Genomic DNA, 24,137 nt, shown 5'->3' with positions numbered 1-24,137 from the left:
ATTTTTTATATGAAAAATCTGATGTGTTATAAGAAAGTAAAAAGGAGCAATTGTAATAAGTTGCTCCTTTTTCATATATAGATTATTTTTCTGTTTCTTTAATTTTAGTTTGTACTTCGCCAGTTTTAATTTTATTACTTTCTGAGAAGCGTAATAAATCGCCTTCAATAATTTTGTCAGACATTCGTAATTCATTTTGTGCACGTTTAATGAGGGCTTGAGCTTCTTTTTTTGGTAAATCTACAATTTCCCCTGTTATACGGTCGTAGAAAGTGTTGTTTTTGTATGCATACTTATCTGTAACGAAGCTACCATCGCGTAAAACAACAAAGCCAGTATATTCATCTGAAAACATATCATGGCCAAAACGGATATCATTCGTAGAACCAACACCTAATAAATTTAGAATAGTAGGTTTCATATCGATTTGTCCCGTAGGCTTTGAAATAGTTTGACCTTCTGTTTGTCCAGGAATATGAATATATAAAGGTGTACGTTGTAAATTTAAAGTATCAAATTCTGTTATTTGATCTTTGTCTAAAAACTGTGCCATTGCACGATTATGTTTTTCGGAAATGCCATAATGATCACCGTATAACACAATAATAGAATCATCATACATTCCCTCGGCCTTTAAACGCTCAATAAATTTTTTAATTGATTCGTCTAAGTAACGTGCAGTTACGATGTAACGATCGAATACGCCATTACCAGAGTTGTATGGTTCAATGAATTTTGTATCTTCATCATACGTGAATGGATAATGGTTTGTTAAAGTAAGGAAACGAGCATAGAATGGTTGATCAACAGTTTTTAATATATCTACTGATTGATCAAAGTATTCGATATCTTTTAATCCCCAATTTAAATTTGTTTCTGGCGTAATTTTGTAATCAAGCTCATTATAGTAACGATCATAACCAAGAGCGGAGTACATAATATTACGATTCCAAAATGTTGCGTTATTCGCATGGAATACAGAAGTGAAATAACCTTGCTGACGTAAAATTTCTGGAGTCGCAGTATAATCATTGTTACCGTGTGTGAAGAATACAGCCCCTCGATTTAATGGATACAACGACGTATCGATTAGAAATTCAGAATCGGATGTTTTCCCTTGACCAGTTTGATGGAAAAAGTTATCAAAGTAATAACTTTCATTTATGAATTCATTTAGGAATGGTGTAACTTCTTGCCCATTGACTGATGCGCCTATTAAGAAGGTCTGCAAGGATTCAAGAGTGACGACAATTACGTTTTTTCCTTTCGCTGCACCAAACATATTAGGGTTTGGCTCGCTTTGGTTTGCTTTTACGTAGTTTTCAGTTTCTTGTAATTTACTACTATCAGCAAGTGCTTTTTGTGACCCAGCTTTTACTTGCAGTGTTAAGTCATATACTTGGTGAGTATATAAGCCTAAATTTTTGACAAGCATTACCCGGTCGAATGATCTCGTTAATAATTCAGGGCGCTCTTTTTCTGCAAGCTGTAGATTCGCAAAGAATACACCAATCGTTAAAAGAAAGTATAACAAGCGTGTAGAATGAGTTACACGTTCTGTTTTAAAGACCAATGATTTCTTTTTTAATAAAATAAAGAAGAAAACAATGTCTACGAATGCGAGTATAATTTTGTAGTTTAATATCTCTATAATACTGCCGCCTAATTGGCCAAAGTTTGAGGTTTGTCCAAGTACTGGTAATGTAACGAAATCACTATAAAAATCATAGAACATTACATTTCCAACAAGCACGATCGTTAATAAGAAATTAATACATAGCGCTATATAATTTCGCTTTTCACCAGTTGCAAATAATGCTAATCCAACAAATGCTAATGATGCGGCTAGAGGGCTAATAAACAAAATAAGCTCTTGCGTTGAAGACTCAATTTTTAAATCAAAACTGAATCGCGTAATAAGATATGTTTTTAACCATACTGCTAAAGCCATTATTATAACAAAACTTATATTTTGCATTTGTAAATTTATTTTATTCTTCATTTTTACACCTTCTTTATACAATTTATTTAATTGAAGTTATATATTATGTTTTTATAACTATTAGAGTTTAATGAACCATTTAGATTATGTTTTCTAAAGGGAATAATTTGAAGTATTCATATACATACAATGGGGATTTTTAAAGCGTAGTAGCATAAATATAACTCTTTTTGAGAAACGGGCAGAACAAGTCATAGTTGTAGTGAAATTGACTTATAGACATCCTACCATATTAAACACTATGATGATGTTACAAAATATCGAACAAATGAAAGTGAAAATGGATAGAGACTTTTAAAACTGTTGACATTCAATTTATTAGAATTGAATGTCAATCGTTTTAAATATACAGTTATGTTACATATGTATTTTGTAAAATTCCGTTTCTTTGCCAGTTAATCATTAGCCGGGAAGGATAGGAGGGATTATTAAAACACTTTTACTATATATAAGTAAAAGTGTTTTGGAATTGAAAATATTTGACTGACATCTTAATGATAGAAATTAAATGTCAGATAAGTACTTTCCAACATACAGACCACTTGCAGCAGCTTGAGATAAGGAATGAGTGACGCCGGAACAATCTCCAACTAAAAATAGTCCATGCACACTTGTTTCAAAAGAGTTATTGATTTTTATCGTAGGAGCATAGAACTTTCCGTCAATTCCATATAGTAAAGTATGTTGATCAATAGGCTCTTGTATAAATTGTTCTAAACGTAATAAAAATTCTTTCAGCCCTTCAATATATAATTGAGGAACTTCTTGATTCAAATCTCCATAATCCCCCTGTAGTGTAGGTTGTATACGATTATGTTCCATGCTGTTTTTCGCCGTAGGTTGTTTCTTTAATAAGTCCTCTAAGCGCTGTATAACAATCCGATCTCGTCCTTGGTTAATGCCTTTAATAATTGAACTTGCGTATACATTTGCTTCTTTGAGAGTTGGAAAATAGTGAGGAATAAATAAAGTGAAGTTTAAATTAGAAGTGCCAGTTCCTTGCTCTCGAAAATTTTGACCGTCAGGCATAACTAAACCTTCTTCGTACTTTCGAATGATGCGTCCTTTTGGATTCATACAGTAAGTAGTTGCTGTGAAATGCTCACCTTGATAAGAAAGTTTTGTTTCAAAAGTATCTTTTAATATAGAACGTAATTGATGTTCTTTCATTTCTACTCTAATTCCTAAATCTACACGTGTTTGCTCCTGAGAAATACTTAGAGAACTGCATATTTCTTTTAACCAATCGGCCCCTGAACGCCCAGTTGCAAATACTAGTTGCTTAGTTTGAACTGTTCCTTGATTTGTCTCTATTGTAAAATAATCTTCCTGTTTCAGAATATGTTGTACATCTATTTGAAATTTGATCTTTATTTTCGTCAGTAAAAATTCATAGAGCTGCTGAAAAATGTTATTGGAAAGGGGAGTACCAAGATGTCTTACTTCTGTTGTTAGCATTTGTAAACCACACGCTTCAGCTCTTTTAGTGAGACTTGAATTTTCAGTACAATATTTTGAGACAGAACTTCCACCAAACTGACATAGAATTTCATCTACTTCAGCCATGAGCTGTATAAAGCCCTTTTTACCGACTTTTTGCTCAAGTTCTCCGCCAAATCCGTTTGTATAATTAAATTTCCCTTCAGATCTTCCTAAACCACCAAACCCGAAATATTTATCACATGTAGTACAATTACACACTTTTCCTTCGTCTAAAGGACAATGGCGATCTTCTAGCGCTTTACCTTTATCAAGAATTAAAACTTTTTTGTTACTTTTAGCTAGTGAATAAGCCATAAAAATGCTACTTACTCCAGCGCCGATAATTGTAACATCATACATATTCTTTCACCTGCTAACGAATAGTTTGTTTTTTATTTTTCTAGTGTATAACAATTTTATGAAGTTAAGAAATAGCTTTTATTAATAAAGTGGGAGTTTTTGAACTTGATGCTGTATTAACTTCTCCGAGTGGTGGAGTAAATACAAAAATTTTTATTTGAAAGAAGAAATAGTTTGAAAAATCACTATGTCATATGATTAATAACATCTTACATAGAAAAAAACAGACCTTTTAAGTGAAGAGGTCTGTTAATGATTTTAAATCTTATTTAGCAAACACATGGTTACCAATTACTGCTACTGTTTGACGTGTCGTAATCCACTTGTCTGTTGATGTTTTTGGATTGTAGAAATAAATCCAGTCAGAATGTACTCCATTTGTGGAGATAGCCTCTTCTACAGCCATTTTTGCTTCTGCACTTGCAGGCTGATTAATTCTGCCATCTGTAACAGGAGTAAATGCATATCCGTATTTAATAGGTTCATAAATAACACCTGTTATTGTATTTGGAAAACCTTTTGCATTTACACGATTTAGTATAACTTTTGCTACTGCTACTTTTCCTTTATAGGATTCGCCACCTGCTTCAGCAGTAACTAAGCGTGCCATTAAGTCTTTTTCTTTTTGTGAAATGCTTGAGTTAATTTTTAAATGTTGTCCTGTATAAAGCTTGTTTCCGACTGTATTGTTAATTTGTTTTATAGATTGGACGGTGACATTGTAACGCTTTGCTATCGTTTCTAATGAATCCCCCGGTTGTACTTGATAAATAATTTGTCCAGAAATGCTCGCAGGCTTGGCGTTTTGAGGAACAGTGATTTCATTTGATTTCACGGACCCTGGAATATGTAACTGTTCGCCAATAAAGGTTTTATCGTTTCCTTTATTATTAGCCTGTTTAATGGATTGTATTGAAACTCCGTATTGTTTACTAATGCCCCAAAGTGTATCGTTCTTTTTTACTGTATGAATGGTAGAAGCTTCAGCTGTACTTTGACTACATACGAATGTAATTGCAGCCGCGGATAAAGGGATTATATGTTTTATTTTTAGTAATTTCATTGTAAATCCTCCTAAGAAAAAATTAAGGTGAAACTATTAAGTAATGTAGTTCAGAATGTGTATATGCATAATATATTAATGTAAGTATATTAGCACATATAAAATAAATAATCACTATAAGTTTCATATTCGTGTAGTGTAGAGTCAGAATATGAAATATTGCATATGAAAATACATTGAAGTTCATATTTCTGATTACTATAATCTATTTAGTAGAAAGGGAATACGTTATAGAAATAAAATCATTATAGATTAATATAATGATTAATAATTATTAATAGGAGGATTGATGTAATGAAAATATTTCAAAAAATGTATGCGTCAACTGTAATCATTACAACACTTTTAGGAACAGGAGGTACTATCAATAGTGTACATGCTGATTCTATAGAACAGCAGAGTAAATTAGGGATAGAACAAGAAACAGATAAGCAAATCATTGTAAAATTTAAAGCAGATTTGGATTTTCCATATGAAGATGGTATTGAAAAACAAATACAATCTCAAACGAATGATAAAGTAATAAAAGATCTTTTGACAGAATATCCAGATGTAACATTTACTCGTTTATTCACATCTGTAAGCCCGGAACAAATACAAAACCTTGAAGTGAAAGCACCTAATCATGTATCTACAAGTTTATTAAACTACTATATTCTTCAAAATCAAAATAGTGGGTATGAAGAAGAAATAGTAGATAAGTTAAAGGCATCTTCTTTAATAGAAGATGCGTATATGAAGAAACAAGAGAAAATAATGCCACCTGAAGTGCAATCATCAAGTGTAGCTCTTAATCCTAATAAAAATCCTAGATTTAAAAAACAAGGTTATCTTGAAGCAGCCCCATACGGTATTAATGCGCCTTTCGCCTGGGGAGTTCAAGGCGGTAATGGAAATGGTATCACTTTTGTTGATATGGAATACGGATGGCTATTAAATCATGAGGATTTATTACATCAAAATATTGAATTAATGTCTGGAAGAAATATAAATCAGCATGTCGGTCATGGGACGTCTGTACTAGGAATTGTATCCTCTGAGGACAATGAAGTCGGGAATATTGGGATTGCGCCAAAAGCGAAAGCAAAGGTTATCTCTCAAATAAGAGATAACGGACAGTATAATACGGCTGATGCAATATTAAGCGCTGTAAATCAGTTAGAAGCTGGGGATGTTTTATTGTTAGAGGCGCAAGCATCCTTTGATGGATATGGTGATAAATATTTACCTGTTGAAGTACAACCAGATATTTTTGATGCAATTCGTGCTGGTACAGATAAGGGAATTGTAATTATAGAGGCTGGAGCAAATGGGTGGAATGATTTAGATCAGTTCAAAGATAGAAAGGGTAAGCAAGTCTTAAATCGTAATAGTAAAGATTTTAAAGATTCGGGTGCAATTATGGTAGGAGCTGGCTCTTCATCTTTCCCTCATGAACGTATGTGGTTTTCGAATTATGGAAGCCGTATTGATGTGTACGGATGGGGAGAAAATGTAGATACAACTACAGCCGAGCAAAGTAGAAGTGCTGTAAATCTTTATACTTCAAGCTTTAGCGGAACATCTAGTGCTTCGCCAATTATTGCTGGGGCAGCGACTTTAGTACAAAGCATTGCTAAAGAAAATTTAGGACAACCATATAGACCTAGTGAACTAAGAGCAATATTAAGCAACCAGAGCACAGGAACAAAATCTAAAGATCCATATGCAGATAAAATTGGTGTTTTACCAGATTTGAAGTCTATACTAGTAAACTTAGGCTATGAACAAAGAAAACTAAACGGTGGGAATGAATTACAAGTAACAGAAAATGAACCAAATAATGAGCCTAGACAGGCAAATAAAGTTAACTTTCATACACCGGTGAAAGGAACGCTACATAATAGTGATAGAGTAGATGTATTTACTTTCCAAATTGACTCGCCGGAAAATATTAATATTTCTCTACTAAATGAACAAAATATCGGAATGACATGGGTACTTCATCATGAATCAGATTTAAATAACTATGTAGCATATGGTGAAAATGAAGGAAATGTAGTTAAAGGAACTTATAATGCAAAGCCAGGAAAATATTATTTATACGTCTATAAATATGAGAATAAAGATGGTTCATATGTATTGAACATAAAATAAGCAAAGGGAACTTCAGATGAAGTTCCTTTAAATTTTTCTAATTTAGTATATGTGAATGATTTTTTAACTTTACTTCTATGCAATATTTCATATTGATGAAATGTTATTTATTTTTTATGAACTAGCCTATATTATATTCAATAAGTTTGATATAAAAACAGAAAAAGAGAGTGATAATAATGAGAAATAAGAAGTTAATTTTGAAATTATTCATATGTAGTACAATATTTATCACATTTGTATTTGCTTTACATGATAAGAGAGTAGTTGCAGCTAGCTCTGTTAATGAGCTTGAAAATTGGTCGAAATGGATGCAACCTATACCTGATAATATTCCGTTAGCACGAATTTCAATTCCAGGAACACACGATAGTGGGACGTTCAAGTTGCAAAATCCGATTAAGCAAGTGTGGGGAATGACGCAAGAATATGATTTTCGCTATCAAATGGACCATGGAGCTCGCATTTTTGATATAAGAGGACGTTTAACAGATGATAATACGATAGTTCTTCATCATGGGCCATTATATCTTTACGTAACACTGCATGAATTCATAAATGAAGCGAAACAATTTTTAAAAGATAACCCGAGTGAAACAATTATTATGTCTTTAAAAAAAGAGTATGAGGATATGAAAGGGGCAGAAGATTCATTTAGTAGTACGTTTGAAAAAAATTATTTTGTTGATCCTATCTTTTTAAAAACAGAAGGAAATATAAAACTTGGAGATGCTCGTGGGAAAATTGTACTACTAAAAAGATATAGTGGCAGTAATGAATCTGGAGGATATAATAATTTTTATTGGCCAGATAATGAGACGTTTACCACAACTGTAAACAAAAATGTAAATGTAACAGTACAAGATAAATATAAAGTGAGTTATGATGAGAAAGTAAAATCTATTAAAGATACAATCAATGAAACGATGAACAATAGCGAGGATTTAAATCATCTATATATTAATTTTACAAGCTTGTCTTCGGGTGGTACAGCATGGAATAGTCCATATTATTATGCGTCTTATATAAATCCCGAGATCGCGGCATATATTAAACAAGAGAATCCAAAAAGAGTTGGTTGGGTTATCCAAGATTATATTAGTGATAAGTGGTCACCGATTCTCTATCAAGAAGTTATAAGAACTAATAAGTCGCTTTAATTTTTATCATAATTTCATAGAAACAATATAACTCTATTAAAAGTCTTGTGGAATTCCCATAAGACTTTTTAGTATTTGATAGTATGAGAATCAAGTTCTTCGAATATAATTATAAGATTAATAAAAAAATGTCGATAAATGTCGATTGTTGTTGTAATATAAAACAAGTAAAATATAATATATAGATGGAGTGATTTTGTTGTCTTTTATTAAAAATAGTAAAATTGGAACGAAATTAAATGTGTTAGTCATTATATCGAGTTTGGCTTGTATCATGTTATCTTCACTCGGGTTTTTAGGGCTTCAAAAAGGTGAAAATGCATCTTCTAGTATGTATGAAGAAAGACTATTACCAATTGAATGGATAGGAATTGTAGAATCAAATTTTTACCATGTTAATATGAATTTTATGGAGATTATGATATCGAAAGATGAAAAAAGAATGAAAGAACTCATAATAGAAATGGATAAGACTAGAAAAGAAAATGATGAGCTGTTAAAACAATTTGAAACTAGAATTAGTTCTCATAAAGAAAAAGATTTGTATAATGCGTTTCAAAGTCAATTTAAAGATTTAAGAGTACAAATGAAAAAAGCACAAGATTTGGGACTGACTAATAATGAAGAAGCCTATAGCTATTATTTAAAAGAAATTGACCCTAATATGGAAAAAACAATTCAGTCTATTCGTGAACTTATTTTATATAATAATAATGCTGCTGAACAGCTACAAAAAGAGAATGTTAATAGTGTGAAAAATACAATCATAACATTTGTAATTATTTCATTTGTTGGAATCATAATAATCATTTTTATTGGTTTTATAACAAAAAATGCTATAAAAAAACCAATTGTATTATTACAAAAAGATATGGAACGAGTATCTGCTGGAGATTTAACAATTCGAACTTCTTATAAATCCGAGAACGAATTAGGCCATATTGTACAGTCCTTTAATAGTATGTTAGATAACTTGCAACAATTAGTCGGTCAGGTGAAGGTTACGGCGAAAGAAGTGATTGTTTCAACTGAAAATATGCTACAAGAGACGAAAACGGCAGCACATATATCAAACGAGGTTGTTCGAACTACTTCTGAAATAAATAAAGAAATAGAGGGACAAGTGACTAGTATTCAAGAAAGTTCAACTTCAATGGAAGAAATTGCAACTGGTGTTCAAACAGTAGCTGAATCTTCAGCGATGGTTGCTGAAGTTGCTGTTGCAACAATAGACCAAGCAAACTCTGGTAGTGAAGTTATAAAACAATCTATTCATCAAATGAATAGCGTGAATGAAGTTGTCGAAGAAACTTCTAAGGTCATTGATAGACTTGTTACGCGTACACAACAAATTGAAGAAGCGTTAGATGTTATTACTAATATTGCGGAACAAACGAATTTACTTGCTTTAAATGCTGCAATTGAGGCAGCACGTGCTGGAGAAAATGGAAAAGGATTTGCAGTAGTTGCAGCTGAAGTAAGAGGTCTAGCTGAGAAATCTAAAACATCTGTAAATGATATAAATAATTTAATACGTTTTATACATCAAGATACAGAGGATACAGTTCATGTAATGAAAAAAGGTCAACAACAGGCTAGTGGTGGTAAAGAAGCAGCGCATAAGGCAGAACTCGCATTTTCATCTATTATGCAAGATATTAATAGAATAACGACCCAAATTCAAGAAGTGTCTGCTGCCACAGAAGAAATGTCTGCTGGGACAGAAGAAGTAAATGCCTCTTTGTCAATAGTTTCTGAAACTGCAACACAAGTCGCACAAGAAACGAATCGAACGGTACAATCAATTCAAGCACAAGCCACATTGATTCAAGAAATAACGACGAAATCTAATGAAATGAAAAAGAAAGTCGAAAATTTAGAAATGCTAATTTCACAATTCATTATTGAAGAATAAGTCTATTAACATTTATCCCGCTATTTGCCGGGCAGTAAGACCCCTACCTCAAAATTCAGCGGAAGCAAAGAAGTTAGGTAGGGGCCTGCTGCCCGTAAAAGCCCGATTGGTGAAGACTGATTAAAGTTTCACTTTATCATTAGTATAAACTTTAAGATACTCAACATAGTGCTGTGTTGTATAATTTGAAAAAGGACCTTCATAGGTTCTTTTTTTGTAAATGGTGTGAACGATACTTTTCATTATGAAAAAATCAAACTTTTAAATCGGGTTAATTTCAAGTGGAAAATGGATATAATTAACCTTGCGAAAAAGCAACTGGTCCTAAGTGATCAGTTGCTTTTTATTTTTAAAGTGGATGAGCAAAAAAACGCGAAAGTGGTTGGTCCGCTTTTTACAAACATCTATTATGATAAGAGAAGAAAGGTAGTATGTTATCAGCGTTTTAAAGAGGAAGGTTTTTATGTAAGTTCTTTAATTAAAATAGATGGGTCTTAGAGAGGTGAAAAGACAATGAGTTTTGCAATTTCACTAGTCGTTATTATTGTAATTGTATCGCTATTTGGGACTGTACTAGTTGCAAGAAACGTGGAGGAGAATTACGGCAAGTCTACAAAAAGAAATGTGAAAAACTTATCTGCAATCTATATTCTTCTTCTTTTTGTTCTACTGGTTGGGGTAACATGGTATGTGGTAATGATTTGATAGTTTGTGAAAGAACTGAAATGAGAGTATGAAGTTGGAATTTCAGAAGCTATCGAGTAATCAGAAAGAGAACTATTTTGGATATATCCATTTACGGATAAGAAAATGTGACTAATTAATACTATTTTTACGGTGAATACTGTTAGTAAAAAATGAGGATAGTTCGTTTTGAAAGGAGGGAACTAGATGGAATGGAAACCAAATCGTGCAGATAAGACACCTGTATATAAACAAATTGCTGATTATATTGAAAGAGGCATTTCTTCAGGTGAATTTCCTTCTGATAGTAAGTTACCTTCTGAGCGTATATTGGCAAAGGGATTACAGGTGAACCGGAGTACAATAGTAGCTGCGTATGAAGAATTAAAATCACTTGGAGTAGTAGAACGGCAAAAGGGAAGCGGAACACGGGTCAATACAGACATATGGGGTGTCTCACATAAACGAATACCGAACTGGGGTAGGTACGTGGAGGACGGATCATTCTTACCTAACGTACCACTCGTTCAACAAATTCGAACGGAAACACAAAAAGATGATTTAATTAATTTAGCAAGTGGTGAACTGTCACCAGAATTAATTCCAAGTGATAGATTTCGAACAATTTTGTCGGAGAAAACATTTATGGAAAACCTCGGTTATGACCATCCACTTGGAAATGAGATGTTGAGAAAAACAATTTCAGCACATGTTCAGCAATATAAACAAATTGAAGCAGATTCAAGCTCTATTCTTATTACGTCTGGAGCACAACAGGCGCTTAATCTTATCGTTCAATGTTTATTAAAACCTGGCGATGCGATCGCGATTGAAGATCCTTCGTATTGTTTTTCGCTTCCAATGTTTAAATCGGCCGGTTTAAACATATTTCATTTACCTGTTGATGAGCATGGAATGAATCCAGATGACTTAATCGATTTGCACAAAAAGCATCGCATTCGGATGGTATTTTTGAATCCAGATTATCAGAATCCAACGGGTACTGTACTTTCATTAGCGAGACGTAAAAAGATTTTAGAACTGTCTTCTGAGTTCGGTATACCAATTGTAGAAGATGATCCGTATAGTTTAATTTCTTTTAATGGAGAAGTGAATCCGACATTAAAATCAATGGATCAAAATGGAAATGTTCTTTATATAAGTTCATTATCAAAAATTGTTGCATCAGGATTACGTATTGGATGGATAATTGGTCCTATACGAGTAATTGAGCGTTTAGCAGATGCAAAGCAACAAGTTGATTTTGGCCATAGTGTATTTACGCAGTGGGTAGCAAATCAATTTTTAGAATCAAAGGATTTTCATACACATATTACGATACTTCGTGGACAATTAAAGCAAAGAAGAGATGAATTAATTACAGAGCTTGAAGGAACATTGGGAGACCGAGTTGAATGTTTCGTGCCAGAGGGTGGAATACATGTATGGTGTAAAGTGAAAGGAAAGTTTGATGAATATCACTTATTAGGTGAATCTATACGGAATGGTGTCGCATTTGTTCCGGGCAGTGTTTTAGGTTCGAAAAATGAATATATACGATTTACGTTTGGTAGAGCGAATATAGAACAAATTCAACTTGGAATTAAACGGTTTGCTTACACGCTAAATGAGATTTCATAATATGGATGTGTGATAGTGAAATGAGGGAAATAAATGAAGTACGTGACGCTTTTACTTCAAGTAGGCGTGCTATATGTATTTAGCTTAGTGGGTATGTGGATTCAGGAAATATTCCATCTATCAATACCGGGAAGTTTAATAGGGATGTTAATACTGTTCCTGTTTCTTTTCACTCGCGTTCTACCGTTAAAGTGGTTTGAGTTAGGTGCGGAAAAGTTAATCGTATTTTTACCGTTATTTTTAATCCCTTCGACAACAGGGCTCATGGAATACGGATCTTTTCTTTTAAGTAAGGGGAGTATTATATTCCTTTTAGTAGTTGCAAGTACTATAGTAACTTTAATTGTTTCAGGTTATATAAGTCAATTATTAGTAACATCAAAAAAATAAAATCGACAAGGTGCACGATTCAAATGGTCTTAATTATTATTACTGTAGCAATTTATTTCTTGGCGACAAATCTATATAAAAAATTTACGTTTGCATTTACGTTACCGGTGTTAACAGTTACGGCAATTATGATTTGTTTATTTTTGATTTTTGGTATTTCTCATCATGAGTATAGGGAAAATGGTGGAGACATTCTTTCAAGCTTATTGAGCCCTGCAATTGTAGCATTAGCCATACCTCTATTTAAAGAGCGAAAGATACTGATGAAAAATTTTTTATCGATACTTATCGGAGTAGTGATAGGTATAGTGGCTGTAACGAGCATGAATGTAGTGATTGGCGGAATTTTAAATATAGATAAGGAACTTATATTAACTACTTTACCACAGTTAGCAACGATGCCTATTGCCCTTTCATTAGCGGATCAAATTGGTGGTATTCCATCTATGACTTCTAGTTTTGTAGTTGTTGCAGGGATAACAGGTGCTATTGTCGGACCGACAGTACTTAAGTTTTTCAGTATAACAAGTACGATTGGAAAAGGAGTTGGAATGGGCTGTGCATCACATATTATCGGTGTGAGTCGTTTAGTGAAGGAAGGCGAGAAAGAAGCGACTATCGGTTCGGTAACGATGATTGTAACTGGAATACTCATTAGTATACTAATACCGTATGGAACGAAATTTATTTTTTAAATGTAATGGAGATGATAACAATGACAACATGGTTTATAGTTACATTATTTGTTTTTGGAGCTATTAAAGTATTAGTTTCTAGTATGCCCACTTCTGTTGTAGAATCAATTATTAGTAAATTTGAGTTGCATCAAAAACTTGAGGCGGAAAATACTTCTATATCAATAGATGGAAAAAATATAGAGGGAGAAATGAAACTACAAGTTATTCATGAATTTAATGAAGCTTTGTTTTTAGATAAACATTATTTCCCGCCGCACGGAGAAGGGACACCAATAGTCATTGATACGAAGAAAGGGAATAAAGAGATTAGGTTTTCTCTATATAGCTATGAGGAACATATTGATGTCATTAAGCAATATAAGAAGAAAGTCGTTGCCTATCGTTTACGCTCTAAAAGCCTACAAACACTGGCACCATTAGCAATAATGGAAGAGTATGCTTAAGAAGGGACCTATAATGGTCTCTTTATTTTTTTATCCAATTATATATGTTCCAAATAAAAGAATGGAAAATCATATAACCAAATAAAGAATATGTATGGTTCCAATTCGTACTGTGTATAAATAAACCTAAACTTTCAGCAATCTGTTCAAAAAGGCTAGCACAAATACCAATTGAAATAATAAATAGAATTCTAGAAACTTTAGATAATTTTTTTGAAATGTGTATAAAGATAACTGTTAAAATCGGCAGTACGAATAATGTAAAAGCTATATTAACCGAAAATGTGGATGAGAAGGGTCTAGCTGGAAAGGAATATATTTGTTTATGAACAAAAAAAGCATCTAAACAAGTTCCAATAATAGCAGAGAGAAAGATTGTAACTACTAATGCTAGAAACTCATTCTTCTTCTCGGAGGAGGACATTTTTCTTTGCGAGAATTGCGAGTTCAATTTTTTCGAGTGTTTTGCAGTAGTCTTCTGTAATTTGTCCATTTATATTTTCCTCCTTATCAACTAAATAATGTACAACTTGCCAATCGGTAAACCAATCTTCACTGTCAACTTCCTCATGCTTCATATCTCGCCATGCATAGATGAGTGCAGGGCTGTATATGCGATAAGCGTCATTTCGTAACTGGCATTTTTTTATTCGGCGCTTATAAAACTCACGGGAAAAAGATTCATTTACACTTGAAAATAAATGGGGCCAGTAATCTTTCCTTGATCCCGTGTGTGGATGGTGTTGGGCCCAGCTTATTATTTGAGATAAAACATGTGTATCTCGAAATAATAATGAATATAATCTTTTTCCAATTAATATTCGTTCATGTAAGGAAGTGAAATGTTTCATTGTATCACCAAATAGTAACACTTTTTGTTTCTTATCATTTTCGTAGAATGGGAAAAGGATATGATTAAACTGAAAGAAATCAAAGAGTTTAAATCCAATACTATTGAGTACGGTCTTTTTAAATTGTACATTTTGAATCACTCTTTTTTCTAAGTAGTTTTGTTCATTAATAATAGTTGCAATGGCTAATGTTTTTTTGTTGCCTGTTTTCCAAAAATCGTTCCACATCGTTTCCATAAATGTAGAAACATTTAGGTGAGGGAGAAGGTGAAATAACTTTTGTGATTTCTTTACACTTTGTTCGTAAAGTAAAAATTGAGGGTATACATCTTGGAAAATAAGCCAATTCCCTCTTTCTAAAAAAGAAAAAAATATGAATTGATCTTTCTCTGATAAGATTCTCGTATATAAATCGCCCTTTAAATCAGTCATATTCCAACCGCCGTTACGTGATACCATATGTCCAAGCAGTGCCCAATGTATTTCTGGATATTGAATGTAAAATTGGTAGTATGCGCGTGTTCTTGTAACATTATTTTTATTTAGCTGTTCTGTTTGTATTTTTATTTTGTTGATGATGAGTTGCTCTTCTTTCGTTAATTTATACAAGGTATCAGAAGGAATAAGCTTGCTTTTTTGTTTCAATTCATTTTTTACATCGAATAGGGAGAGGGGCAGTGCTTTGGAAGGTCCGTTATATGTATGATTTGAATTGCTTTGGTCCATTCCGTTACCTCCCTTTTTCATAAATTTAAACATGATTATTGGCTATGAATCATTCTATTTATCCCGCTATTTGCCGGGTAGTAAGATCCCCACCTCAAAATTCAGCGGAAGCAAAGATGTTCGGTGGGGGATCAACTGCCCGTAAAAGCCCGATTGGTGAGGGCTGATAATTAGTGGGGGATGAACAATATCCCCACTGATTAAAGTTTCACTTTATTTTATTACGAGTATAAGAAATAAATGAGCGGTGTTTTTTTACAAGGAATTTATTTATCATGCAAACAGTATAAAAAATCTTACTGTTGTGAGGTGAAATGAAAAACAGAAACGTTGTTTAATAGTTTCTGTTTTTTTATTTTGTCAATTAAATGTAACAAACGACGATTATGATTTGAATCAATTGAAAATAATTCAATAAATACTATTTAAATTGAGATGTTTCGTAGGAGGAAAAGGAATGTTAAATAAAATAATTTTAATTACTGGTGGTACAGGTTCGTGGGGGCATGAACTTATAAAACAACTATTAGAAAAATCACCGAAAGAAATTAGAATTTTTTCAAGAAATGAAACGGTTCAGTTTGAAATGCAGCAACAGTTTATAAATGATGAAAGGTTAAAATTTATTATTGGAGATATTCGTGATAAAGATCAACTAGTCTATGCTTGCCAAGGTGTACATTATATATTTCATCTTGCAGCTTTAAAACACGTTCCAGTATGTGAGTATTATCCTTATGAAGCTATAAAAACCAACATACATGGTACGCAAAATGTAATTGAAGCCTCTATACAGATGCGAGTTGAAAAAGTTATATATGTTTCAACGGATAAAGCAGCTGATCCATCAAATACGTATGGGATGACAAAAGCAATTGGTGAAAAATTAATGGTTCATGCGAATATACAAACGAAGAAAACAAAATTCATTTGTGTTCGTGGTGGAAATGTTTTAGGGACGAGTGGAAGTGTAGTACCGCTTTTTAAACAACAAATTAAAAAATCTTCACAAGTAGGGATTACCGATGCGAATATGACTAGATTTTTCTTAACAGTTGAAGATGCTGTTGGATTGTTATTTAAAGCCGTATATCAAGGTAGAGGCGGGGAAATCTTTGTTATGAAAATGCCGGCATGTAAAATAACAGATTTAGCAGAAGTGTTAATTGAAGATTCGGAAAAAAGGAACGTTAAGGTAAAAGAGGTAGGGATAAGACCAGGTGAAAAATTAAGTGAAATGCTTTTATCTGAGGTAGAGAGTAAAACAAGTATAAGTTTTGATCAAAATTATTTTGTGGTACTACCGACCATTCCTATAGAAGGACTTCAAGAATATTATTCTAGCTATCCGCTAGTGGATGTGAAGAGTTTTAGTTCTCAACAAGACTTACTTGCAAAACATGAGGTGAAACAAATGCTATTAAAAGGAGGATTTTTGCGATGAAAAAAAATGCGAGCCTTTTAATAACTGGTGCAAATGGTTTTACAGGACGCCATGCTTGCCAATATTTTTTAGAGCAGGGCTTTCATGTAATTCCTATGTTTCAAAATCGTGCACATAGAGAAAAAATTAGAAATGGTATTACTTGTAATTTAACTAATAAGAGCGAAGTAATAAAGGTAATGAAACAAATAAAGCCAGACTACGTATTGCATTTAGCAGGAAGGAATTCGGTCATAGAATCTTGGACATCTGCTCTTGAATATATAGAGATTAACGTAATAGGAACGTTATATTTATTAGAAGCAATTAAGCAAGAAGCATCGCATTGTAGAACATTAGTTATAGGATCTGCTTTGCAAGCAGATAGTATGGACGAAATGAAAATTTCAAATCCATATAGTTTAAGTAAAACGATGCAAGTCATTATTGCAGAGGCTTGGGGAGAATTAATGGATTCAAATATTATCATTGCAAAGCCTTCAAATTTAATTGGTCCAGGGGTATCGAATGGCATTTGTTCGATTCTCGCAAAGAAAATGATAGATATAGAATCAGGTAGAAGTAAAGCTATTATTGAAGTAAACAGTTTGAAAGATAGTAGAGATTTTCTAGATGTACGTGATGCGGTTAAAGCGTATCATGTGTTATTACGAGATGGAATAAATGGAAAACAATATAACATCGGATCAGGAGTAAAACGATCTTTATTAGATGTACTAGAACAATATAAAGAATTAACACAGCTAAATTTTTTTATAGAGGAAACAGAGAAAAGTGGGAGCGACTCAAATGAGAGTTTAGTAATAGAGGAAATAAAAAGGTTAGGTTGGATCCCAGAAATTGAATTTCATCAATCATTAAAAGATGTACTTGAGTATGCGAAGTGTAGTGACATCTGCATGCAATGAAAAACAAAAAAGGGTGTAAGAAATATATGAATGGTTATGAAGTAATAGATAATCAAAATACGCTATTTCTTTCAATTGTTGATACGCTGGACTGGAAAGATGAAGAAGCGCATGTATTGCGTCTTTATGAGGCAATACATAAATATCAAGCGTATGTAGAAGAAAAAAGGGTTAATCGAATAAAGTCAGCATTAGAGACCGAAACTAGGTATGTGATTCAAATCTTTGCTCAATATGAGTGTAGTGAGTATGGAAATGATTTTTATGAACTCATTAAAGATCTTTTACAAGATATAGAGGTGGAGTTAAAGATTTATATAAAAAATAATAAGTTTATTTACATTTAAAAGGTAAATATAAAGCTAGATTTTTAATAATAAAGGTGGGTATAAGTTATGAGCAAAACGATTCTTTTTACTGGGGGCGGTACAGCCGGACACGTTATGATTAATATTGTATTAATTCCTAAATTTATAGAGCAAGGATGGAGAGTCGAGTATATTGGATCCAAAAATGGAATTGAAAAATCATTAGTGAAAAATGTTAAATACAATAGTGTTTCAACGGGCAAGCTTAGGAGATATTGGGATTGGGAGAATTTTAAAGATCCTTTTAAAATTATAAGCGGTTGTTTACAAAGTTATAAATTAATTAAGAAAACAAAGCCTGACGTTATCTTTTCAGCAGGAGGATTTGTTTCAGTTCCTGTAGCTATAGGAGCATGGTTAAATCGTGTGCCTATAATTATACGTGAACCAGATAGCACATTAGGACTTGCCAATAAAATAGCATTACCTTTTGCTACAAAGCTATGCACAACATTTCCTCAGACAGGAGAAAATGTAAGTAATGAGAAGAAGGTTTATGTAGGACCGATTGTAAGGGAAGAAATTGAGAAGGGTAACGTATTAAGAGGAAGAAGATATTGTGAATTTCAACAAGATAAACCAGTGTTATTAATTATGGGTGGGAGTCAAGGTGCTAAATGGATAAATGATATGGTAAGGAAATGTTTAGATACAATACTATTAAACTTTAATATTATTCATATATGTGGTAAAGGGAAGGTAGACCCATCTATTGGCATGGAGGGGTATATGCAATTTGAATATATAGGAGACGAGTTGCCGCATATACTAAATATGGCAAGTGTTGTAGTTTCCAGAGCGGGTTCTACTGCTATTTCTGAATTGTTATTTTTGAAGAAACCGATGTTGCTTATCCCGTTAACTAACAGTTCCAGTAGGGGAGATCAAGGTTTAAATGCTGAATATTTTTCACGGCAAGGATATGCGGAAGTAATACTCCAAGACAGAGTAAATACGAATACATTTATACATGCAGTAAATAAGTTGTATACAAATCAGGAGAAATATATTCAAAACATGAATGAATATAAAAAAACAAATGATGAGGGGATTCATCAATTAGTAGATATAATAAATGATGTGGTGAAGTAATAGAAATGTAAATGGAAAAACAAAAGGAAAGAAGGTATCTTCTTTCCTTTTTACTATATTTGTTCAAATTTATTGTTAGTTATTCCAATTAGCTATGTAATATGGGTGAATGCCGTTTTCTAATAGCTCAGTAAATGCATCAATATGAATAGGCTTACTGTAATAATAACCTTGAATAAACTGACATTTATTTTTTTGAAGGAAATTTACGTGCTCTTTTGTTTCTACACCTTCAGCAATGACAGACATTCCTAGTGTATTTGCTAATGTGATGATTGTTTTAATAATTTCCATTCCATCATCACATGTTTCAGACATTGTAATAAATTCTCTCGGAATTTTTAATGTATCAATTGGATATAAAGGTAAGTAGGCTAGCGAAGAATAACCTGTACCAAAGTCGTCGATTGAAATGTGAATCCCTAGACTTTTTAGTGTACGCAGTTTTATCAATGTTTCTCGTTCATCCATCATTGCAATTCGCTCTGTTAATTCAAGATCAAGAGAGCTTGCTGGTAAACCTGTATTTGTTAAAGTAGAAGAAATAGACCTTACAAAATCCTCTTGTTCAAATTCTTTAGCAGATAAATTTACACCTATTTTTAAATGTGAATATCCGAGTCCGTGCCAACGTTTCATTTGCTTACAAGCCTGCTCTAATGTCCATTTTCCTATTGAAATAATTTGTAGTGTTTCTTCTGCAATCGGAATAAACTCGTATGGAGAAATAATACCTAATTCAGGATGATTCCACCTAATTAAAGCTTCTGCACCGATGATTTTATTAGATTCACTATCAACTTGAGGTTGATACAAAAGGAACAATTCTTCATTTTGTAGTGCGTTTGGTAAATCTTTTTCTAATCGTAATCGTCTTTCAATTTTTTTAGCGATTACATCGTCATAAATAGAGAGAGAGTTAAGCTCTTTTGCTTTTGCATCATACATTGCAACATTGGCGTTTTTCAGGAGTGTAGCGGTATCGATTCCGGAATGTGGATAAATAGCGATGCCGATACTCAGTGATAAAGTTAATTTATGCTCATGTATGATAAATGATTTTTTCATGCATTCAAATAATTGGTTACATAATTGGAATAAGTAATCTTCGTCAGTATAGTTTTCAATTATGATTGTAAATTCATCGCCACCGATTCTTGAAAGATGAGTATGTGATGGAAGACATGATTGGAATCGCTTTGCTACTTCTTCTAATATGTAATCTCCTGACGAATGTCCAAGTGTATCGTTAATTGCTTTAAAGCGATCTAAATCTAAATATAATAATGCAAACTCGCTTCCTGCTATTTTAGCATTTTTTATAACTCTCTTTAATTTTTTATGAAAAAAGGCACGGTTCCCAATTTTCGTTACTGTGTCATGGAATGCTAAATATTTAATTTCTTCTTGCTGTTTTTTTAGTGCAGTAATATCTTTCACCATAATATAGCTTCCTGAAATTTGTCCGTCTATTATAATAGGAATGATTGTAACGTATAAAAAATAAGTAAAGCCATCTTTATATTGAGAACTAAGTTGTAAGGATGCCGATTCTTGTTGTTTCACTTTCTCTAATGCCAATGCTAGCTTATGCTTATCTTCATCTAAAATAATCGAAAAACAAGTTTCACCTAGTAACTCATCCGTTGGTGCACCAAGTAGTACACTCCCAGCCTTATTTACATTTAAGAATATTCCATTTAAATCAATGGTGAAAATAGGGTCAGGATGATATTCATATAATGATTTAAACTTTTGTTGTTCTTGAGAAAGAGCCTCTGATTTATGAACTAAATCAGACGTCCGTAAAGTAACTTTTTCTTCTAGTTGGGCATTAAATGCCTGCAAACGTTTTGTTAAGGAATTGTTTTGCATACGTACGATAGAATGACGAATGAGTACGAAAATAAAAGTAATACAATTTCCTGTAATGAGAGTTGAAGATGATGTTTGTTCTTTTAATGTAAACCCGATTAGTATTGCAACAGCAAGATAGGGAAATACAACTAAAGCTTTTTTTCCTATTATAGGGTTTACAATGAAATAATTTTTATGGCTATTATGATCTTCTGGAATAGAGCCAGCTATTGCAATAAGTAATATAGGTATTCTATATAAAAGACGTAATAATGTTATCGTTTCAGTTGATAAGTGGTTATTTAAGTAAAAATAAATATAGTTAAAAGTTGCAGAACTTATTAATACAAAAATAAAGATATAAATTTTCCGTTTGGATTTAAAAATTGTTGGACGGAAAAAGAGACTAACACCTAGCAGCAGAAATAATAAATCTGCAATTGGGTATAAAAATGAAAGGAAAACATCTCCTAGTGAAAGAGAGAATATATTTAAACTTGGTTGGTTAAATAAATACCATTCTAATGTAAATATGGAAGTAAGCACTATGCATATATCACAAATAAAGAACGCTTTTTCCCATTTATTGCATTCCTTTAAAATTTTATAGCAGAAAGCGATAAGACAGAAAAATAGAAAAAACATGTAAAATACATCAGAAACAGTAAAACGATGTATTGGAATTTCGAAGAAGCTATCCTGATATGTATATACTATTTTCCCTAATAAAAAACTACCAATTGCTATTGTAATACATATCCAAAACGGATTTGAACTGACTTTTTTAGAATATATAGAGTAAATCAGTGATACAAATGTAATGGCTTCAACGATAAGTGAAGCGAAGCGTACATCTGAATTTGAAAAATGAGTAGGGAACAGATAGAAAAACATAAAATAGATTGAATAGCATATTAATGTTCCAATTAATATACATAATTGTAAATTTTTATTTAATTTCAATGAAATCACCTTCTTTAATTATGTACTATGTTCGTTATATCTATACATAATAATATTATTTAAGAATTGTATCAGATTTCCTTATAAAAATCATGTTTATAAGGAAAGTGTTAAATAGTGTAAGTATTCTTAAAGTTAAAAAAACATTGTGGTTGATAGTATAGACTGTATCAAGATTTTAAATAGAAATTGTATATTTAGTCATCCTTTGAATTGTAAAGTTTTTTTAGTGATTTGTAAGTGGAGATGCAAAATTGCATATAAAATGATGAGGGTTTTTTAGGCGAGATTTTTATTTTAAATCTGAAAATTAACATTTGTGAAAATATAGGGAAAGGATATAGAATAAGAACGTGTATTCTTACAGAGTGGATAGTATTGCCACTAAATAGGGAGGTTTTTTTATGATATATCGAATTAAAGATGCAGAAATATACTATGAAATTGTGGGAGAGGGTAAACCGGTCATTATCATACATGGCTGCGCCCCTGATCATAGGTTAATGATGAAATGTATGGAATCAGTATTTCAGAAATATGAAGGTTATAAGCGAATATATATTGATTTACCTGGTATGGGGAAATCGAACGCTCCAAATTGGATAAATAGTTCAGATCGTATAGTAGAAGTGCTTATCACATTTATTGAGGAAATCATTTCTACTGAAAAATTTTTATTGGTAGGAGAATCATATGGAGGCTATTTAGCCAAAGGTATACTTACAAAGATGTTTGAGAGAGTTAGCGGATTACTATTAGTATGTCCTGTTGTTGTAGCGGAGCCAGAAAAAAGGATTCTTCCAGATAAACAGGTAATTGTACAAGATGAGGAATTTTTAAATACGCTTACTTCCACGGAAAGAGAGAAATTTTGTGAGTTAGCTGTAATAGCAAATGAATATACATATACGCGATTTAAAGAAGAAATTAAGCCTGGGTTAGATGTTGCTAATTATGAATTTATTGAAAGGTTGCAAAAGAATTACTCTCTTACTATGGATTTTCAGCGTGAAAAATATGAAAAGCCCGTTCTTTTACTGACTGGAAGACAAGATATATCAGTAGGTTATCAAAATATTATAGAAATTATTGAAGAATATCCCAGGGCAACATTAGCAGTGTTAGATATGGCAGGGCATAATTTGCAAATTGAGCAGCCTGAATTATTTGAGAGTTTAGTAGGAGAATGGATTAGACGAACAAATCAGCACATTTTATAAAGTATTTTAGTATTACACTTAAGTGTTGAAATGGGATAAATGAACGTGATGTATTAACTAATAAACAATTTTAAGGAGAAATTATGAGCACATATATTTATATGGTTAGACATGGTGAATCACCAAAACTAGAAGGAAATGAAAGAATGCGCGGGTTAACTGAGAAGGGACGTATGGATGCCCGTAGAGTAACTGACATATTAAAAGCGGAGAAAATTGATACTTTTATTTCCAGTCCCTATAATCGGGCTATGTTAACGATAGAGGAGTCAGCTAATTTCCATGAAAAAGAAATAGTAGTATATGAAAATCTTAAAGAGTGTATGTTTTCAAGTGAGGGTCAGGTTATATCAGACAAAGAGGTGTATCCACTTGTACAGAAGATGTTCTCTAATCCGGACTTTTCACGAACGGAAGGAGAGTCATATGCAGATTGCCAGAGAAGAGTAGTGAAAGTATTAAAAGAAATCTTAATAGATTTTCAAGGACGCAAAATTGTAATTGGTACACATGGGCTTGTCATGACATTAATGATGAACTATTTTGATAAACAATATGGTTTTGAATTTTTAATGAATACGTCAAAACCGGATATATATAAGATGGAGTTTAAAGAAGAACAATTAATGAATGTAGAGAGATTATGGAAAGCGGAATAAAATTAGTTGCATGGATTTTGTTGTAAAAGTTACTTTTATAGCAAAGTCTTTTTTTGAATAGAAAGCATCTTTATC

At 32.5% G+C, this 24,137-nt stretch carries 20 protein-coding genes; 14 read left to right on the top strand and 6 right to left on the bottom strand.

Annotation, left to right across the window (positions count from 1 at the left end; genetic code table 11):
• Positions 1–82: 82 nt before the first annotated feature.
• The 3 genes from CN409_RS13685 to CN409_RS13670 all read right to left on the bottom strand — a co-directional run bounded on the left by CN409_RS13685 (position 83) and on the right by CN409_RS13670 (position 4,907).
• Positions 83–2,002, bottom strand: coding sequence for an LTA synthase family protein (locus CN409_RS13685; RefSeq protein WP_000791036.1), 1,920 nt, complete (start codon positions 2,000–2,002; stop codon positions 83–85).
• A gap of 504 nt (positions 2,003–2,506) precedes the next feature.
• The gene (locus CN409_RS13675; protein ID WP_097980904.1) at positions 2,507–3,844 is read right to left on the bottom strand and encodes an NAD(P)/FAD-dependent oxidoreductase; all 1,338 of its coding nucleotides are present in this window, start codon (positions 3,842–3,844) and stop codon (positions 2,507–2,509) included.
• A gap of 265 nt (positions 3,845–4,109) precedes the next feature.
• The gene (locus CN409_RS13670) at positions 4,110–4,907 is read right to left on the bottom strand and encodes a cell wall hydrolase (RefSeq protein WP_000771008.1); all 798 of its coding nucleotides are present in this window, start codon (positions 4,905–4,907) and stop codon (positions 4,110–4,112) included.
• A 294-nt stretch (positions 4,908–5,201) separates the two neighbouring features.
• Between CN409_RS13670 and CN409_RS13665 the strand changes: the two genes are divergently transcribed.
• The 8 genes from CN409_RS13665 (at position 5,202) to CN409_RS13625 (ending at position 13,974) form a co-directional block, all read left to right on the top strand.
• On the top strand, positions 5,202–7,043 hold the full coding sequence (locus tag CN409_RS13665) for a S8 family peptidase (RefSeq protein ID WP_000689210.1): 1,842 nt from the start codon (positions 5,202–5,204) through the stop codon (positions 7,041–7,043).
• Between the two features lie 179 nt (positions 7,044–7,222).
• A complete protein-coding gene (gene plcA, locus CN409_RS13660; RefSeq protein ID WP_001244684.1) occupies positions 7,223–8,203 on the top strand; it encodes a phosphatidylinositol diacylglycerol-lyase in 981 nt (326 codons plus the stop codon).
• Between the two features lie 199 nt (positions 8,204–8,402).
• A complete protein-coding gene (locus CN409_RS13655) occupies positions 8,403–10,118 on the top strand; it encodes a methyl-accepting chemotaxis protein (protein ID WP_000008148.1) in 1,716 nt (571 codons plus the stop codon).
• A gap of 513 nt (positions 10,119–10,631) precedes the next feature.
• Entirely contained in the window at positions 10,632–10,823 is a 192-nt protein-coding gene (locus CN409_RS13645) for a hypothetical protein (RefSeq protein ID WP_000006462.1), read from the top strand.
• Between the two features lie 186 nt (positions 10,824–11,009).
• Entirely contained in the window at positions 11,010–12,443 is a 1,434-nt protein-coding gene (pdxR, locus tag CN409_RS13640; RefSeq protein WP_000454959.1) for a MocR-like pyridoxine biosynthesis transcription factor PdxR, read from the top strand.
• A gap of 33 nt (positions 12,444–12,476) precedes the next feature.
• Positions 12,477–12,833 carry a CidA/LrgA family holin-like protein gene (locus tag CN409_RS13635; RefSeq protein ID WP_000878483.1) on the top strand — a complete coding sequence of 119 codons (357 nt, stop codon included), beginning with the start codon at positions 12,477–12,479 and terminating at the stop codon, positions 12,831–12,833.
• Between the two features lie 23 nt (positions 12,834–12,856).
• Positions 12,857–13,528 (top strand): LrgB family protein, encoded by a 672-nt coding sequence (locus tag CN409_RS13630; protein WP_000242949.1) that lies wholly within the window; start codon positions 12,857–12,859, stop codon positions 13,526–13,528.
• A 20-nt stretch (positions 13,529–13,548) separates the two neighbouring features.
• The gene (locus tag CN409_RS13625) at positions 13,549–13,974 is read left to right on the top strand and encodes a YfmQ family protein (RefSeq protein ID WP_000214632.1); all 426 of its coding nucleotides are present in this window, start codon (positions 13,549–13,551) and stop codon (positions 13,972–13,974) included.
• Positions 13,975–13,996: 22 nt separating this feature from the next.
• Here CN409_RS13625 and CN409_RS32360 read toward each other — a convergent pair whose 3' ends face one another.
• Positions 13,997–14,398 (bottom strand): CBO0543 family protein, encoded by a 402-nt coding sequence (locus tag CN409_RS32360; protein ID WP_042595508.1) that lies wholly within the window; start codon positions 14,396–14,398, stop codon positions 13,997–13,999.
• Positions 14,373–15,551, bottom strand: coding sequence for a DUF2515 domain-containing protein (locus CN409_RS13615; protein ID WP_000372811.1), 1,179 nt, complete (start codon positions 15,549–15,551; stop codon positions 14,373–14,375). Before CN409_RS13615 ends, CN409_RS32360 begins: the two co-directional genes overlap by 26 nt.
• A gap of 457 nt (positions 15,552–16,008) precedes the next feature.
• Here CN409_RS13615 and CN409_RS13610 point away from each other — a divergent pair, with 457 nt between their 5' ends.
• Genes CN409_RS13610 through CN409_RS13595 form a run of 4 tightly spaced genes read left to right on the top strand, consistent with a single transcriptional unit; the run spans position 16,009 to position 19,363 of the window.
• Entirely contained in the window at positions 16,009–16,995 is a 987-nt protein-coding gene (locus tag CN409_RS13610) for a UDP-N-acetylglucosamine 4,6-dehydratase family protein (RefSeq protein WP_000932593.1), read from the top strand.
• The gene (locus CN409_RS13605) at positions 16,992–17,903 is read left to right on the top strand and encodes an SDR family oxidoreductase (protein WP_000739089.1); all 912 of its coding nucleotides are present in this window, start codon (positions 16,992–16,994) and stop codon (positions 17,901–17,903) included. The genes CN409_RS13610 and CN409_RS13605 overlap by 4 nt, the downstream gene beginning before the upstream one ends.
• Positions 17,900–18,250, top strand: a complete 351-nt coding sequence (locus tag CN409_RS13600; RefSeq protein WP_002082318.1) for a DUF6572 domain-containing protein — start codon at positions 17,900–17,902, stop codon at positions 18,248–18,250. Before CN409_RS13605 ends, CN409_RS13600 begins: the two co-directional genes overlap by 4 nt.
• 48 nt (positions 18,251–18,298) lie before the next feature.
• On the top strand, positions 18,299–19,363 hold the full coding sequence (locus CN409_RS13595; protein ID WP_000047567.1) for an undecaprenyldiphospho-muramoylpentapeptide beta-N-acetylglucosaminyltransferase: 1,065 nt from the start codon (positions 18,299–18,301) through the stop codon (positions 19,361–19,363).
• Between the two features lie 75 nt (positions 19,364–19,438).
• On the opposite strand, the gene CN409_RS13590 is transcribed toward CN409_RS13595, so the two are convergent.
• Positions 19,439–22,183: a sensor domain-containing protein gene (locus tag CN409_RS13590; RefSeq protein ID WP_140161780.1), complete on the bottom strand. Its 2,745-nt coding sequence runs from the start codon at positions 22,181–22,183 to the stop codon at positions 19,439–19,441.
• A 404-nt stretch (positions 22,184–22,587) separates the two neighbouring features.
• On the opposite strand from CN409_RS13590, the gene CN409_RS13585 reads away from it, so the two are divergent.
• Both CN409_RS13585 and CN409_RS13580 read left to right on the top strand, forming a co-directional pair.
• Positions 22,588–23,403, top strand: coding sequence for an alpha/beta fold hydrolase (locus tag CN409_RS13585; protein ID WP_000640338.1), 816 nt, complete (start codon positions 22,588–22,590; stop codon positions 23,401–23,403).
• A gap of 83 nt (positions 23,404–23,486) precedes the next feature.
• The gene (locus CN409_RS13580) at positions 23,487–24,062 is read left to right on the top strand and encodes a histidine phosphatase family protein (protein WP_000109172.1); all 576 of its coding nucleotides are present in this window, start codon (positions 23,487–23,489) and stop codon (positions 24,060–24,062) included.
• Positions 24,063–24,137: the final 75 nt, after the last annotated feature.

This window comes from Bacillus sp. AFS012607, from assembly GCF_002558005.1.
GTDB lineage: Bacteria > Bacillota > Bacilli > Bacillales > Bacillaceae_G > Bacillus_A > Bacillus_A thuringiensis_S.
Note: the sequence above shows the minus strand (reverse complement) of the source record. Positions and strands in the feature narration are given on the sequence as shown.

Bases quoted from the DNA above. Each gene is read 5' to 3' on its own strand.
- CN409_RS13685 (WP_000791036.1), bottom strand. From the start codon at position 2,002: ATGAAGAATAAAATAAATTTACAAATGCAAAATATAAGTTTTGTTATA.
- CN409_RS13675 (WP_097980904.1), bottom strand. From the start codon at position 3,844: ATGTATGATGTTACAATTATCGGCGCTGGAGTAAGTAGCATTTTTATG.
- CN409_RS13670 (WP_000771008.1), bottom strand. From the start codon at position 4,907: ATGAAATTACTAAAAATAAAACATATAATCCCTTTATCCGCGGCTGCA.
- CN409_RS13665 (WP_000689210.1), top strand. From the start codon at position 5,202: ATGAAAATATTTCAAAAAATGTATGCGTCAACTGTAATCATTACAACA.
- plcA (WP_001244684.1), top strand. From the start codon at position 7,223: ATGAGAAATAAGAAGTTAATTTTGAAATTATTCATATGTAGTACAATA.
- CN409_RS13645 (WP_000006462.1), top strand. From the start codon at position 10,632: ATGAGTTTTGCAATTTCACTAGTCGTTATTATTGTAATTGTATCGCTA.
- pdxR (WP_000454959.1), top strand. From the start codon at position 11,010: ATGGAATGGAAACCAAATCGTGCAGATAAGACACCTGTATATAAACAA.
- CN409_RS13635 (WP_000878483.1), top strand. From the start codon at position 12,477: ATGAAGTACGTGACGCTTTTACTTCAAGTAGGCGTGCTATATGTATTT.
- CN409_RS13630 (WP_000242949.1), top strand. From the start codon at position 12,857: ATGGTCTTAATTATTATTACTGTAGCAATTTATTTCTTGGCGACAAAT.
- CN409_RS13625 (WP_000214632.1), top strand. From the start codon at position 13,549: ATGACAACATGGTTTATAGTTACATTATTTGTTTTTGGAGCTATTAAA.
- CN409_RS32360 (WP_042595508.1), bottom strand. From the start codon at position 14,398: ATGTCCTCCTCCGAGAAGAAGAATGAGTTTCTAGCATTAGTAGTTACA.
- CN409_RS13615 (WP_000372811.1), bottom strand. From the start codon at position 15,551: ATGGACCAAAGCAATTCAAATCATACATATAACGGACCTTCCAAAGCA.
- CN409_RS13610 (WP_000932593.1), top strand. From the start codon at position 16,009: ATGTTAAATAAAATAATTTTAATTACTGGTGGTACAGGTTCGTGGGGG.
- CN409_RS13605 (WP_000739089.1), top strand. From the start codon at position 16,992: ATGAAAAAAAATGCGAGCCTTTTAATAACTGGTGCAAATGGTTTTACA.
- CN409_RS13600 (WP_002082318.1), top strand. From the start codon at position 17,900: ATGAAAAACAAAAAAGGGTGTAAGAAATATATGAATGGTTATGAAGTA.
- CN409_RS13595 (WP_000047567.1), top strand. From the start codon at position 18,299: ATGAGCAAAACGATTCTTTTTACTGGGGGCGGTACAGCCGGACACGTT.
- CN409_RS13585 (WP_000640338.1), top strand. From the start codon at position 22,588: ATGATATATCGAATTAAAGATGCAGAAATATACTATGAAATTGTGGGA.
- CN409_RS13580 (WP_000109172.1), top strand. From the start codon at position 23,487: ATGAGCACATATATTTATATGGTTAGACATGGTGAATCACCAAAACTA.